General features: G+C 48.2%; 13 protein-coding genes. 8 read left to right on the forward strand and 5 right to left on the reverse strand.

The features are described 5' to 3' along the window. Positions 1–16: 16 nt before the first annotated feature. The 3 genes from V6668_RS05830 to V6668_RS05840 all read left to right on the forward strand — a co-directional run bounded on the left by V6668_RS05830 (position 17) and on the right by V6668_RS05840 (position 2,961). Positions 17–532, forward strand: a complete 516-nt coding sequence (locus V6668_RS05830; RefSeq protein ID WP_211081847.1) for a mismatch-specific DNA-glycosylase — start codon at positions 17–19, stop codon at positions 530–532. A 259-nt stretch (positions 533–791) separates the two neighbouring features. Then, on the forward strand, positions 792–1,367 hold the full coding sequence (locus V6668_RS05835; protein WP_062832928.1) for an RNA polymerase sigma factor: 576 nt from the start codon (positions 792–794) through the stop codon (positions 1,365–1,367). Further along, complete coding sequence (locus V6668_RS05840) at positions 1,345–2,961, forward strand: hypothetical protein (protein WP_338707928.1); 1,617 nt, start codon at positions 1,345–1,347, stop codon at positions 2,959–2,961. The genes V6668_RS05835 and V6668_RS05840 overlap by 23 nt, the downstream gene beginning before the upstream one ends. Positions 2,962–3,198: 237 nt before the next feature. Here V6668_RS05840 and V6668_RS05845 read toward each other — a convergent pair whose 3' ends face one another. Continuing rightward, positions 3,199–4,260: a LacI family DNA-binding transcriptional regulator gene (locus V6668_RS05845; protein WP_338707929.1), complete on the reverse strand. Its 1,062-nt coding sequence runs from the start codon at positions 4,258–4,260 to the stop codon at positions 3,199–3,201. A gap of 330 nt (positions 4,261–4,590) precedes the next feature. Here V6668_RS05845 and V6668_RS05850 point away from each other — a divergent pair, with 330 nt between their 5' ends. After that, a complete protein-coding gene (locus tag V6668_RS05850) occupies positions 4,591–5,910 on the forward strand; it encodes a glycoside hydrolase family 125 protein (protein WP_338707930.1) in 1,320 nt (439 codons plus the stop codon). A 345-nt stretch (positions 5,911–6,255) separates the two neighbouring features. Here V6668_RS05850 and V6668_RS05855 read toward each other — a convergent pair whose 3' ends face one another. Both V6668_RS05855 and V6668_RS05860 read right to left on the reverse strand, forming a co-directional pair. Continuing rightward, on the reverse strand, positions 6,256–7,311 hold the full coding sequence (locus V6668_RS05855) for a Gfo/Idh/MocA family oxidoreductase (RefSeq protein WP_338707931.1): 1,056 nt from the start codon (positions 7,309–7,311) through the stop codon (positions 6,256–6,258). Positions 7,312–7,360: 49 nt separating this feature from the next. Continuing rightward, the gene (locus V6668_RS05860) at positions 7,361–8,248 is read right to left on the reverse strand and encodes a sugar phosphate isomerase/epimerase family protein (RefSeq protein WP_289391380.1); all 888 of its coding nucleotides are present in this window, start codon (positions 8,246–8,248) and stop codon (positions 7,361–7,363) included. Positions 8,249–8,377: 129 nt separating this feature from the next. Here V6668_RS05860 and V6668_RS05865 point away from each other — a divergent pair, with 129 nt between their 5' ends. The 3 genes from V6668_RS05865 to sigJ are packed head-to-tail and all read left to right on the forward strand — an operon-like array spanning position 8,378 to position 11,553. Beyond that, positions 8,378–9,274 (forward strand): helix-turn-helix transcriptional regulator, encoded by an 897-nt coding sequence (locus V6668_RS05865; protein ID WP_338707932.1) that lies wholly within the window; start codon positions 8,378–8,380, stop codon positions 9,272–9,274. 58 nt (positions 9,275–9,332) lie between these two features. Next, positions 9,333–10,652: a phytoene desaturase family protein gene (locus V6668_RS05870; RefSeq protein WP_338707933.1), complete on the forward strand. Its 1,320-nt coding sequence runs from the start codon at positions 9,333–9,335 to the stop codon at positions 10,650–10,652. Then, entirely contained in the window at positions 10,642–11,553 is a 912-nt protein-coding gene (gene sigJ, locus V6668_RS05875) for an RNA polymerase sigma factor SigJ (protein WP_338707934.1), read from the forward strand. The genes V6668_RS05870 and sigJ overlap by 11 nt, the downstream gene beginning before the upstream one ends. Positions 11,554–11,573: 20 nt before the next feature. Here the strand turns inward: sigJ and V6668_RS05880 are convergent, their stop codons facing one another. Then, positions 11,574–12,257, reverse strand: a complete 684-nt coding sequence (locus V6668_RS05880) for a serine/threonine protein kinase (RefSeq protein WP_338707935.1) — start codon at positions 12,255–12,257, stop codon at positions 11,574–11,576. Between the two features lie 514 nt (positions 12,258–12,771). On the opposite strand from V6668_RS05880, the gene V6668_RS05885 reads away from it, so the two are divergent. Then, positions 12,772–13,689 (forward strand): PD-(D/E)XK nuclease family protein, encoded by a 918-nt coding sequence (locus tag V6668_RS05885; RefSeq protein WP_076329468.1) that lies wholly within the window; start codon positions 12,772–12,774, stop codon positions 13,687–13,689. A 168-nt stretch (positions 13,690–13,857) separates the two neighbouring features. Here V6668_RS05885 and ald read toward each other — a convergent pair whose 3' ends face one another. Then, positions 13,858–14,991: an alanine dehydrogenase gene (gene ald / locus V6668_RS05890; protein ID WP_338707936.1), complete on the reverse strand. Its 1,134-nt coding sequence runs from the start codon at positions 14,989–14,991 to the stop codon at positions 13,858–13,860. Between the last annotated feature and the right edge of the window lie 109 nt (positions 14,992–15,100).

Genomic DNA, 15,100 nt, shown 5'->3' on the forward strand with positions numbered 1-15,100 from the left:
AAGGGGGCTTCCTATCATGATTCCAGATCATCTGGATGTTGGTTTATCGATATTGTTTATTGGTTTCAATCCGAGCATTACGTCTGGAGAGACAGGTCATCATTATGCTTACAAAGGAAACCGGTTCTGGCGCATCCTTGAACGGTCGGGGTTAACCCCGCGTTTATACGATGCACAGGAGGATGGAGAGTTGCTGAAGCTGGGATATGGGTTCACAAATATTGTGGCCCGTCCCACCAGAGGTATGGAAGATATTACGAAGGAAGAGTACGCTGAAGGGCGACAGATTTTACGGCAAAAGCTGGAGAAATACCGACCGGACATCGCTTGTTTTGTCGGAAAAGGTGTATACACCCAGTACAGCAAGCGTGCCAAAGTGCAATGGGGATTCCAGGACGACCCGGTCGTCAAGGAGATTCAGGAGTTCGTCGCTCCGTCGTCCAGTGGGCTCGTGCGCATGTCGATGGATGAGATTGTGGCGATCTATTCCCAGCTTGCTGATTTTGTTGCGGAGAAGAACAGGGAAGATTAGGAGGCAAGTAAGACAGGAGAGAGAAAGATAGCAAGAATATACTGCCACGGAATGTGGATTCGGGGTTCCAGAAAATTACTCACGAAACCTGCAGAGAATGTGCAGCGGCAATCACAGAATGTAGGTATGCAGAGTTCACCCAGTCGGCTTTGCCGATAAGGGCGAATTCTTTTTTTTGGATAAAGTGAGAGGTTTCGGGAACGGCTTCCGTCTATATAGTACAGAACCATGCATGGAAGCTGTAGAGAAGGGGGATTACATGACTCAACAGATACCGGAGGAGGAGCTTATTCAGCGCATTGTTGCAGGGGATAAGCAGTTGTTCTCCGTGCTTGTGGATCGATATAAAAATAAAGTCTACGGCATCATGCGCGGAATGGGCGCAAGTCATCCGGATGCACAGGATCTCGCTCAGGATACATTTATTCGTATCTATCGTTATCTCCCGTCGCGGCGGGAAGGAAGCAGCTTCTCCTCTTGGGTGTACACCATTGCGGTGAATCGGATGCGGGATTTTATACGGGAAAAGAAACCCGTCATGTCTCCAGTCGATCAAGGGATCGAACCTGTCAGTAATGAAACACCTGAAAAGCGTGTGCTGCATAAAGAGATGCAGCGTGAAATATATCGACAGCTCGAACAGTTACCTGAATCGTATCGCCTGGTGTTATTACTGAAGTACACAAACGAGTTGAGCTATGAAGAGATTGCAGACATTACAGGCATGAGTTCAACCAAAGTGCGCAACGCCCTTTATCGCGGGAAAAAAACGCTGAGGAAGCAAATGGAACGCAAAGGAGGTTTAGCTACGTATGAAGCCTATTTCAAAGGATGAAGATCGGTTATGGGAGGAGCACCTGTACCGTGAGGAGCCGGATGCGGATTTTACGCTTAAGGTCATGCAGAAGCTGGATGGCGTATCTATGGAAAATGGAGAAGATGAGCATCCATTCGTGAAAAAATCCAAGAGAGCGCCTTGGATGCGCCGGACTGGAATTGCTGCAGCGGCAGTTGTGATTCTTGCGGGAGGGGGGTGGTTTGCTTTTGACCGAACAGCAGAGCCAGCACAACCTGCGGTAAATGCTGTAGATCGCCCGCCACTACAGAACATCCCTGTGCCTGAAGAATTGAAATATTCCTATTTTGCAGATGATTACAAACGTCTTAAACCTCTCGGACTTGTGTTTAATCCGGATATCAATATCAATGACCAGGGCTACACGCTTAAAATTGAAGACGTGCTTGTAGACCGATCTCATATGGTAATGACCATGCAACAAACAACACCTGATGGATTAGGGTTATCACGGTCACTGTCTGCGATGGGGAGAATTCATGTTACGGATGAAGAGGGACGACAGATTGCCACTCTTGCAAGAGATACCAGAACTAAGGGTTCCGTAACTGAACGATTGTTATTCCAGTTTCATGATGAAATTCCGGATCAGGTGGTCGTGCGGGGTGAACTGCGTAATCTAAATGTGGGCAGATATTATGATTACGAGAAGAAATCCTACGAAGATAGAGATGTTACGGTGGATTGGAGCTTCCAATTCAATATCGATATGACCAAAGCCAAATCATTGGCTGTTGAAAATTCTATGGATAACACATATACGACGCCAGAAGGACTAAAGCTTGATATGACACAGCTTGTACGCACGCCAAACGGAACCCGGCTTGACCTGAATGTGAGTCTGGATGATGAACTTCGTGCCAAAGTTAATGAGGATTGGGCGAACTATATGAGCATCATCTACCATCTTGAAATTCCTGAAACAAATGAATACCGAATTTTCAATGGGATAAGACCAGATTCGCGTCAAGCCAAGTTTCGACTCCAAGATCTGAGTGACTTAAGAAATGGTGGGCCGTTGAAGTTGTCGGAGACATGGGACCCTGCATTTGTTACGGTAGATGCGAAGAACATTCGCTTTGTTTTGGATGGTTACACCCTCCCGGTGAAGGAAGAGAAATCAGTGGAAGTTGATCTGGAAAAAAGACGTAAGGACGATAACAAATTTTATACATTCGTAGCATTTGAACAGCTTGGCGATAAAATATTAATCTATGATTTTGATTACGAGCCGGTGATGGAATCGTATGATCCTCCGAAGATTGATGTAAAGAAAGGGTATTCACTAGTTCTAAAGGGAAGTGGGACGTTCCGAAATGCTTTCATGGGTGATCGCTGGGTTGCAGTAGATTCGGATGGAAAAGAGTATCCTGTTGAAGTGAACGGTTATCCGGATCAACCTAATAATAACGGTGAATACGTTGAAGATGATCTGCAATTAAAAATTCGGGGGTTTAACGAAGAAAAGGGTACAAAATTCACTTTGAAAAGAACCGTAGTCAATAGAGAGTATCGCGATGTGAATTGGGAAGTGGATCTTCCGTCGTACAATAGCTTGCCTTGGCTGAAATAACCACTAGTACAATTCCCAGACATAAAGTAAATGAAGCTTCGAATAGGTGATATAAGGATGGGTGGATGGATCAGTAGACTTAAGTGTGAATGTAAAAGAAATATAATGATATAAGCCTAATATACGAAAAGGCCCTGCATAATGGTATGCGGGGCCTCTTTCGTATGCACCAGATTTACCGGGAATGCGTGTACCTAACGAATCCATCCTCAGAAAAGAGCAGTTACCCTTTCTGAATTATGCCGATTCCCTTGGAATCAACGTAGTCGATAACATAACCGTCTCTTTCGGCGTCCCCGGTCGTTCGATCCGGCGCTGTAAAGCTTCCACTGCACGTTGTCCAAGCTCCTCTTTGCATAGGTTAACCGTGGTCAGTGGTGGGGAGGACGTAACGGCAGAATGTACATTGTCGATACCGATAACAAGGCAATCTTTAGGTGTAGAGATACCCATCTCCTGTAATTTTTGCATCCATTGCAAAGCAATATCATCATTAACACCAATCCAGGCATCGGGACGTTTGTCATCTGGCATGTTTTGAATTGTGGTAGCCAATTGGTTAACCCATTCCTCGTTCTCATACGGAATATTCCATTCTCTGAAGCTGGTCGTATGACTGGTGTCCACATGGAAATGGTTCAGAGCCAACTCAATCCCGATTTTCCGCTGGGCAAAGCTCGCAGCACGACCATCATCTGTGATGAGGCCGATCCGTCGGCAATTCAGAGACATTAGATATCTAGCGACGGTGATGCCAGCTTCCAGATTATCATGGCTGATCGTATCACAATTCAGCAGGGGTTCCTGATGATCTACCAAAATAATAGGCCGACCCGTCTGAGAGAGTCGTTGCAGAACCGTATGCGGGAAAGCTCCCATGACAATAATCCCGGCACAACGTTCCCAGTCCAAGTGAGGAGCAATAGCTTTTTCGGGAGAGGTGTTCTCGTCCGTCACTCCGAGTGAGGGAGATACAATGGCATGATGCCAACCACGCTCATTACAGGCGGAGATCATGCCTGACAGAACACGTTGCCAGTAGTGGGGTTCACCGCGGTTGAGCTGATTCATGCAAATGAGAACAAACGGTGGATCGGACGGATCTGCATGGTTTGCAGTAGCAGAACTATTGCTAGTACCTGGAGTACTTTGGCGATACCCCAGTGCCCGAGCGAGTTCCAGAACCCGTGCGCGTGTTCCTTCACTGACACCCGTCTTGCCACTGAGTGCGCGGGAGACGGCATATTTGGATAATCCGAGCTGGTCAGCCAGCGTCTGAATGGATACTTTGCGTGACATATCATTACTCCTTCATTTGACGATCATCTTCTGACACAGTACACTTACAAATAATAATGTTATTATAATTTATCATAACAAAAATAACAATATAATTAGAGTGTTAGCTCCAATCTATATATGTTCAACTGAATATTTACACGATAACGGAGAGGGCAGAAATAACCTGAAGAAGCGAAGTGTGCGCCTTTATCACCGGATTTCCCCTTGAGAAAGGGGATCGAAAAATCTGGGGATAACAGCGATCAGAAGGTTATTCTGCAATCGGAGTGCTGGTGTAAAAAATTATTAGCTGAACTTAAATAAACCAATTCAAAGGAGACAACATCTATGGAACAGTTCAGATTACCGAAAATCCCTATGCCGCATCTGGAATTGCCGCAAGCTGTGCAGGATATTCTGACTGAAGCGGACGAGCGTTTGCAACATCGACCGAGATTGCTGACTCAGTTTCGCAATTGTTTTCCGAATACACTGGAAACGACCACGAAGCTGCTCGATGATGGAACAACCTTTGTGATTACAGGAGATATTCCCGCCATGTGGTTAAGGGATTCCGTAGAGCAGGTCATGCACTATGTTCCACTTGCGAAGAATGATGAGAAGTTGCAGCGTATCATTGGAGGTCTGATCAAACGTCATACGTTCTACGCTGATAAGGATATCTATGCCAATGCATTCAATGAAACGGCAAATGGATGGCATTGGGATGCCAATGATGAGACGGAGATGTCACCCTGGGTATGGGAACGGAAGTTTGAATTGGATTCCCTCTGTTTCTCCATGAAGCTGGCTTATACATATTGGCGGGAGACTGAACTTACGGATATATTTGACGAGCGCTTCAAGAAAGTGATGGAGAATATCGTACAACTATGGGAGACGGAGCAGCATCACGCAGAGCGTTCATCTTACCGTTTCATGCGGCGCAATTGTCCCGCCCATGATACGCTGCGTAATGAAAGATTGGGTATGCCGGTGAATTATACGGGGATGATTTGGTCCGGATTTCGTCCGAGTGATGATGCCTGTGATTTTCATTATAATATTCCGGCGAACATGTTCGCTGCGGTAACCTTGCGCCAGATGGGGGAGATCGCGAAGTGGGTGTTCCGGGATGAGCAGCTGGTGAGTCAAATGGCTCGTTTGGAAGAAGAAATACGACATGGCATTTCCCTGTACGGTACTTACCGTCATCCGGAGTATGGACAGATCTATGCTTATGAGACGGACGGTTACGGCAACTTTTGTCTGATGGATGATGCGGGCACACCTGGACTGATGTCCATACCGTATATGGAGTATGCTTCAATTGAAGACAAGGTGTATCAGAACACACGTCGATTTATTCTGAGTAAGGAAAATCCGTTCTATTATGAAGGGAAGGTAGCCAAAGGTATTGGCAGCCCCCATACCCCTCCGGGATATATCTGGCACATGGCGTTATCTATGCAGGGTCTGACCGCAGACAATGACGAGGAAATACTGGCGATGATTGAACTACTGGAGAACACGGATGCAGGTACTGGATATATGCATGAGGGTTTCCACGCCGATGATCCCAACACGTTCACCAGACCATGGTTTGCCTGGTCCAACAGCCTGTTCTCGCAGTTGGTGTATAAGGCAATGAAGAAAGGGATTATATAAAATGATGAAAGTTCAAAAAAAAACTCACTGCTCGCGAAGCAGCCGTTCCGGTTACGAATCGTTCTTTTGATCGCTGTTATCCCCGGATTTCCTGATCGACTTTTTTAAGTCGAAATCCGGTGATAAGCGTATGCTTCCGATGCAGCTTTCTTTCAGAAAGCTTTTGGGCGAACGCTTTGCTTCTTCAGAATCGATTTCGTCCCCTGCACTACTTTCACTATCGAGCGCGACTGTTTTTGAACGATATCATTTTTAGAATAGGTGAGTAGGTAAAAAAACAAGAAAGCCCAAACTGCTAAACTTTGCAGTTGGGCTTTGTTTGTGATGAGATACATAGGCGCTTTGCTATGTGTTTTTCAGCAGATCGGCGATGAACACTTTCTGGCCTGTGCGGGCACTTTCCAGAGAAGCGAGAACCATGGCCATGCTGAACTGGTTATCACTGCAATCGGTCTCAGGTAATCGTCCGGATTCCAGTGCAGCGAACATGTCTTCGAGACAGCCGTGATGACCTGTTTTGTCCATGACAGGCAGTTCCGCTTCAATCCGCTCACTTGGCTGGAAAAAGGATGGTTTGCCGTCAGCATCCAGGCTTTGCGCAGCAACTACTTCAGCATAGATGTCATCATGACCATCCCAGATGGCGGTTCCTTTTTCACCGATTACGCGCCAGCTTGCTTCCCATGATGTGGGTACACCTTCTGCGCACCAAGATCCGCGATAGTTGAATACGGACCCGTCAGACATCTCAAATATACATAACGCCATCGCATTGCCCTGATACCAGGAACCTGGAGGATTGAACTCATGGCAGTATGCCGATACCGGGTTGGCTCCGAGAATATACCGTGCCTGATCAAACGTATGTATTGCCATATCGAGCAGCAGCGGGCTATCCATCAGATCCCGGAATCCGCCGAAGTGTGGCCCGATGAAGAAGTCAGCCCCGGCATAACCTACCTGTCCTATAGCTCCGCCGGAAATGAGGTGCTGGTATGCGCGGATACGCGGATCAAAACGGCGATTCTGCATGACGGCTTGAATATGTCCTGTGCTGCGAGCGGTTTGCACAATATCTGTGCAGTCGGAGAAGGACTCTGCCAGTGGTTTCTCGCCAAATACGTGACATCCTTCCTTCAGCGCCGTCATGGCAATGCCGTAATGACTCGCCGGAATCGTGACATCAAATACGATATTTGCACCAGTCGTTTGAATGGCTTCACGGATATCGGTGAACGTGGGGCAGGTGAGGCCATGTCTTGTAGCAAAAGCAAGGGCTGTCTGTTCATACAGATCGACCAGTCCGACGATTACTGTATCTGGCCTTTGCAAGGCATAGTCCGCCCACGTGTTTGCCATGGCACCACAGCCGGCGATAATTACCCGATAAGGATGAGTCATGTTCTCATCTCCTTTGCATGGATTGTGTTATACAGCCTCGCATGGTTTCCTATACCGGATTGGGCACAAAATCGCCGCCGCGGCATTGTTTCAAATATCGCAATGCATGCACCTGTCCGGTCATTTCGAGTTCGTCTTTGTAGACGGGATCATGCCAGCCTTCAATATCAATCGTGCCCTGATAACCGTTTTGACGCAGAATGGTGATAATGTCTGCCCAGTTGTTATCACCGAAGCCGGGTGTGCGGTGCCAGACAAATTCACGTGGGCCATGCACACCGTATTCCTTGACAATATCCCAGGCAATCGTGGCATCTTTACCATGTACGTGAAAGACTTTATGAGCCCATTTGCGTAGCTGTGGAATTGGATCAATCAGGCTGGACATTTGATGGCAAGGCTCCCACTCCAAGCCGACATTTTCATCCGGAACAGCATCAAACATCATCTCCCAGGCCGTTGGGTTATGTGCGATGTTCCAGTCGCCTGTCTGCCAGGTGCCACCCATATCACAGTTTTCAAAAGCAATCCGTACACCTCGGTCTGCTGCCCGACGTGCCAGTTCACCAAATACTTCCTTGAACCGGGGGATGGACTCGTTAATGGGTTGATCGGTCAGACGTCCGGTGAACCCGGAGACGATATCTGCACCGAAGAGCTGTGCATTATCGATAACCCGCTCCCAGCTTGCCAGTGTATCGGCGTTGTCTCCGGCTCCAGTTAGCGGATTACCAAATACACTCACCGCGGAGATGACAATACCTTGTTCGTCCACGATTTCACGGACACGTTTGGCTGTCTCAGCCAAGTCCAGGTCGCCAGTCGTTTGCCAGAAGGTCAGGTTAAATGATTCAAAGCCGTGTTGCATGATCTGCGGGATAACGCGGACGGCGTCCTGCCCGCCTACAAGGGTACCGATGCGTAATGATTTATTCATGGTTGTATTTCACTCCAATATTGGCTTATAGTACTTCGTGACACACTCATTATAGCCGTGGATTAACGGGATGGCTCTAAACAATCTTGTGTAATAATAGTCGGATCTTGTGAAGAGGGGGAAGAAGTCGTGCTGGATCTGAAAGCGCTTCACGAAAATACCCGAATTGACCATAAATCACATCCATTTCAGCTGTTCCAAAATCGGTGTTCAGATATGAAAGTTGAAGAATGCATTCTGTATTTGCATTGGCATGAACATTTTGAACTGATTATTATGCGTAAGGGCAGTGCGCTGTTTCATATTGATAGCAAACCTTATGTGGTTCGAGCAGGTGAGGTCATCATCATTCCTGGAGGTACATTGCATGTCGGATATGCTCTGGATGAGGGGGATGTGCATTATGATTCCGTTGTGGTCAACCGTGCACTGTTCCATGATTTCACTCATGATCCTGTGCATGAGCAATATGTCGCGCCGTATCTGGAAGGAAGAGTGAGATTTCCGGTCAAACCGGCAGAGGAAAACACAACCTGCACAGGCTATTATTCTTTGCTGAATGAAGCTGTGGAGGAAATGGCGTTACAGCCCCCGGCTTATCAGCTTGTGGTGAAGTCCAAACTGCATGCTTTGTTCACCCTGCTTGCGCGAACCTTTATGCCGCAGCAGCTACCGGATAGATCGGTCGGATCGTATTTTCCAAACCGCGAACGTTTCAAACAGTTGATTGCACAGATTGAAGCGGACCCCACAGGTAAGATGTCTGTTACGGAAGCGGCAAGTCATGTGGGATTAAATGCGTATCACTTCTGCAAAATGTTCAAAAAGCTGACCGGACGTACCTTTGTGGAATACGTGAACGGTTGCAGGATGAGTGAGGCAGAGCAACTATTGCAAGGCAGTAGTCTGACCATTACGGAGATCGCCGCCAGAGTTGGCTGCGACAATGCGAACTATTTTACGAAGTTATACAAACAGTACAAGGGAGTAACTCCTTCTGGGGGGCGAATGAAGAAGCAAGTCTGAGTCACAAAAGTCCGCTGCTCATCGTCATGTATGCATTAAGCGGAGGGGATTGATGTACATGACAGAGCATCATAATGAGCCAGTATGGGATGTTATCATCATTGGAGCAGGCATTGCCGGTTTAACCGCCTCGATTTATCTGGCCCGTGCAGGAAAGACTGTACTGTTGCTCGACAAAGGGGTAAAGCTCGGAGGACGCGCTATCTCAAATGAGATTGCGGGAGCACGCGTGAACTTGGGGGCTCATGCTCTCAGTAAAGCAGCGTTGCCCATTCTCCATGAGGTAGGCGTCACACCTATCGGATCAGTACCGAAACCGCCAGATACATTGGTGTTTGAAGGAACAAACGGCGGGAATAAGACAATTTCCCTAGCACAGCTCTTGCTCGGATCGTTTTTGAAATGGAGAGAGAAGTGCCAGCTTCTTCGGTTCTACAGTTCTCTCCGAAAGGTAGATACATCCGTTTTGCATAACGTTAGTTTGCGTGATTACCTGGAACCCCTGGTATCCAGTCTACGTGTACGTAGTGTCGTATTTGCGCTCGTTCGTTTGAGCACCTATTGCGATGCTCCTGATCAGGTAAGTGCTGGCGCCGTCATTGAACAACTCAAACAGGACCAGGTATTGTATATAGATGGAGGTTGGCAATTCCTCGTTGGTCGGCTCACAGAACAAGCTCAGCAGGCGGGTGTATCCATCCGCACAAGCTCGGTCGTACGAGAAATTGCCGGAAGTTATCCTCAGATGATGGTTTCCTTAAAAGATGGTTCACAGTTGACGACTCGCCACGTCTTATCAACGGCTGGCCCATTGGATACTTTAGCTCTGCTTAATCCTGCTCTTTCACCCATTGAAGCCAAACTGTATCACAAGTTAACTCCTGTTCGAGCCGCATGTCTGGATCTCGTCGTGTCCGGGATGCCTCAACCGAAAACAAAATTTGTTTTAGGCGTAAATCATCCTTGGTACTACTCCAACCATTCCGCCGCGGCCTCCTTATCAGAGAACCCTGTATATGAAGTTGTGCATGTGATGAAGTATTTGTCGGAATCATCAAAATCGGATCCAAGGCAGGATGAAGACGAACTAAAGGGCTTTCTCGATTTGATTCAGCCGGGGTGGCGCGAGCATATCATTAAGCAGCGGTTTCTTCCACGAATGCTTGTCTCACATGGCAGTGTCACAGCTGAGAACGGAGGTCTCTCGGGTAGACCTGGATCTGAGATCACAGGAAGACCGGGGCTCTATGTTGCTGGCGATTGGGTAGGGGATGAAGGGATGCTGATTAATGCCTCTCTGGCGAGCGCAAAACGGGCTGCTCAAATGATAATAGAAGGTAGAGGAAAAGATAAGGAAGGAATACATTATGGAGATTGAATTGGTATACAGGACATATAGACCCCTTCTTCTTTCTATCGCATATCGTATGCTGGGATCTGTCATTCATGCTGAGGATGTGGTTCAGGACGCATTTGTAACAGTACAGCAGCAGGGTATTCATAAAGAGGGTAGCTCTGTTCGGAACCTGAAAGCATACTTATGCAAAATGGTAACTAACCGTTGTCTCGATTACTTGAAATCAACACGTAAAAAAAGGGAACTATACGTCGGGACATGGCTGCCGGAACCTCTGGTGCAAAATTATAAGGCTGCTCGAGAATCAGTATCAGCCGTGGAACATGATCCACTTCAAACGATTGAACTGGAAGATACGATTTCGTACGCCTTCCTGGTCATGCTTGATCGGCTAACCCCAATTGAGCGCGCGGTATTTATTCTGCGAGAAGCTTTTGAATTTGATTATGGCGATATAGCAGACTTCTTGAACAAGACGGAGGTCGGCTGCCGGAAAATATACAGTCGTCTTAAACGTAAAATCCAGGACGAGCCGGAAGTCGAGTTGACTCCCAGCGTTCAGTCCGAGCAGCTTGCGCTTCGTTTCCTCCAAGCCACATCGAGTGGAGACATGGGAGGACTATTAAAAATGCTTTCCCACGATGTCGCCTTGTACAGTGATGGTGGTGGTAAAGTTGTGGCAGCAATTAAACCCGTTACATCAAGCCAGCGGGTGCTAGCGTTCATTCAAGGGCTCTTATCCAAAGGGGACAGCGCTGGTATTGTACGTCTCGTCAAAGTCAATGGACAACTAGGATTTGTATTAAGCAGCCCCTCTGAGGCATTCCCGACTGTGGTCAGCCTAGCTTTTAGAAACGATTGTGTTGAGCGGATCTATATCTTGCGTAATCCGGATAAGCTGCAACATCTGAATTTAGGTTAAAGTGAAGTGAATTTGGATACTCATTTCATAAATCTGGAGAACAGACGATTGGCTTTCTTGGCGAGGTCGTCCATTTTGACGTTGGCATGATCGAACTGATTGTATCCCCATTTGATCGTTTGCAGCATGCGTGGAGATATGGGCGTTCCTTTGATCCGTGGATAGATGTTGTGATAAGCCCAGACAAGATGCTCCCAGCGATTGTCATTGCCGTCCTGGATATACTCGGATACGTCAATCACTTTCCCGCGTCCATCCTGAAGAATTACATTTTTCAGATGAATGTCGCGAGGGTTCAGCCCGCGGCTGCGAACGGCTTCTCGCGCTGCTTCCACATCGAGCATCACCTGCTCGGGGACGGGGATTCCTTTTTCCAAACATTCAAGGAGTGTATCCCCGGGTTCAAAACTGATCACGAGTACATTCCGGCCGCTGCCGTAATAGGTAGGGAAGTATGGCAGGCCTTTGAGCTGCTCGTATACCTGTTTTTCATTTTCGAGTTTGTCCAAGGCATGATCCGAGTACATCTTGAAGGCATACTGCGGCAAGCCGTCATACGTAAATACAGCCGCATCCGTACCTGTGCCAATGCAATTTAATCCTTCTACATCGCCGATGATGTTCACGAGCTCATTCCGGTCGCTTCCGATGACTTGGATCTGTTGTAATGCTTCTTCCGCCTGGAACCAATCCGGTCGATTCATGGGTGGTGCCTCCTTTTAGGATATGCCTGTACAATTTTTTTTCATATAATCATTTTCTAACAAACCGAGTAAGTCTTATTTCACGTAAATCGGCAGATCTGAAAATGTAACGAATCAGAGACACGCTATTGGCTCATTTGCTCGCAGTAAACACGTTCTACAACCGAAATAAGACTAATTAGCTTGTCTGGGGTTCGTTAGATTCCGTAAAACCTCGTGATCCACGTGATAAGGTGTGTGTGATTCGTTAGCGCCGGGCCCGCACTGGACCCACGCTAGATCCGAACTAGCCTCCCGGTTCCAGATTCGCTGCCCTCTATAGAGTATATTATGCGTTCTGCTCCGCAATTTCATCTTTTGGTGATGTTACTATATAAACGATACGGATCGAATCGGAAACGGTTGCGTCAGAAGAAAATAACGGAAGCACGCTTGCGGCAAGGTTGCCCGGGCTTTATACTGTGAGCATTAAGGGATCTCATGCAGATCCGGCATACAGAAAGGCAGATTACTTATGGCACAATACCCGCAGTGGTCTTATTCGCAGTCGCGGGCGAGTATGTTCGATGAGTGCCTGCGCAAATATTATTATCATTATTACGGTGCCCATAACGGTTGGAAGACAGACTCTGCTGATGAGATGCAGGTTCGTCTGTACCGTCTGAAGCAGCTCAGCAATCTGTATCTTGTCTTTGGGGATCTCGCGCATCGGATGTGTGAGTCGGCGGTACGCAGCAGGGAAGAGGGCAAAGATAAACCGCGTGAACACTTCCTGGAACAGACGATACGCAAGCTGCTGAATCAGGCGTATGTGGAATCCATGGACGCGGATCAGTGGCGGCTGAACCCCAAGAATCGCACGATGCTGTCCGAGATCTATTACGGGGATGACACGTTGAATGACCGGATCGCCACGATTAAGGAACGGGCTTCGGCCTGTGTCGGTAACCTGTACCAGACGCTTACGTGGGAGGACTTGTCCCGAGCAAGTACGGACATTCTGGAGATCGAGAAATGGGATACCATGATGCTGCACGATACACGTGTGTATGTGAAGATGGATTTATTGTATCGACGCAGTAACGGCAATATTGTTATTGTGGACTGGAAGACGGGCAAAGAAGATGACTTCTCGGATCAGCTAATGCTGTACGCGTCCTATGTAAGGGAGCACTACCGAATTCCTTTGGAGCAGATTGAGCTTCGTGTGGAGTACTTGTTAACCGGAAAACACCGAGAGTTTACAGCCACAGAAGAGGATATCCGGAAGGTGGAGGAGAACGTGGGTCGTTACATTGAGGAGATGCGATCCTGCGTGGAGGATGAGTATTATAACCGTCCCAAGGACGTCACCTACTTCACAGCGATGCCATCGCACCGGTCCTGCCGGGATTGCAACTTCCGCGAAGTATGCAGTGAGCGAGCAGTCTGAAGCCCCAAAACCGGAGGAGCCAAAAGGCCTTATACCAACCAGTGAGCTATTTCATATGTGAAAAAAAACAAGAAGCTCAAGCCGGGAACATCATCTGCCCGACTTGCGCTTCTATTTGCGTCCCACAGGCCTGGCGACAAGGCGCCGGGTGGAACGATCATATCAAGATTACTGGACAGCGGCGGTATTCTCCAGCGCCTGACCCGCAGGAACATAGGCATGCCCGAGATCCCGGGCAACCGCCTCATACGTGATGTGTCCATTCAGCACGTTGACCGCGCTGCGAATGGACGAACTGCCGCGAATCGCGGCGGCTGCACCGTGGTTGGCCAGCTGCAGCGCATAAGGCATGGTGGCGTTGGTCAGCGCCACCGTGGAAGTACGCGGCACGGCGCCCGGCATGTTCGCCACCGCGTAGTGCACGACGCCATGTTTCACATAGGTCGGTTCATCGTGGGTTGTGATATGATCAATGGTCTCAACGATCCCGCCCTGATCAATCGCCACATCCACAATGACCGAGCCCGGTGCCATCGTCTTAACCACTTGCTCGCTGACAAGTGTTGGCGCCTTGGCGCCCGGAATCAGCACCGCACAGATCAACAGATCTGCCGCCGCAACAGCTGTTGCGATGTTGGACGGGCTGGATACTAGCGTGTGGATCTGATTGCCAAAGATATCATCCAACTGCCGCAGACGATTCAGATTCAGGTCAAGGATGGTCACATCGGCGCCAAGACCAATAGCAATTTTGGCTGCATTTGTTCCCACCGTTCCGCCACCAATAATGACCACTTTCCCCCGACTGACACCGGGTACACCTGACAACAGAATGCCCTTGCCACCTTCTGTTTTCTCCAGTAGCTGTGCTCCGATCTGGGAGGCCATGCGGCCTGCAACTTCACTCATAGGGGTGAGCAGGGGTAGGGCACTGTTGACCTCCAACGTCTCATACGCAATAGCCGTTACCCGACTTTTAATAAGGGCTTTGGCAAGCTCCGGTTCCGCTGCGAGGTGCAGGTATGTGAACAGAATCAGTCCCGGACGAAAATATCCATATTCACTGGCAAGCGGTTCTTTCACCTTGATGATCATATCGGCTTCGGTCCACACGGACTTGGCATCCATCCGAATCTCGGCGCCCGCAGCTTGATATTCATGATCCGTGAATCCACTGCCGTTCCCCGCGCCTTGTTCAATCAGTACCTGGTGACCGGCTCTGATGAAATCAGCAGCCCCGGCCGGAGTCATTGCTACACGATTCTCATTGTTCTTGATTTCTTTGGGAATTCCGATTCTCATCACCATGCACCTCGTCCATTTATTGGTTGTTAGCTTATACTACAAGTTTATGACTTGAATAATCGTTTTGCACCTTACTTGATGTCTAATTTTTAGGGATCGAACTCAA

The organism is Paenibacillus amylolyticus, assembly GCF_036894225.1.
GTDB classification, from domain to species: Bacteria; Bacillota; Bacilli; order Paenibacillales; family Paenibacillaceae; genus Paenibacillus; species Paenibacillus amylolyticus.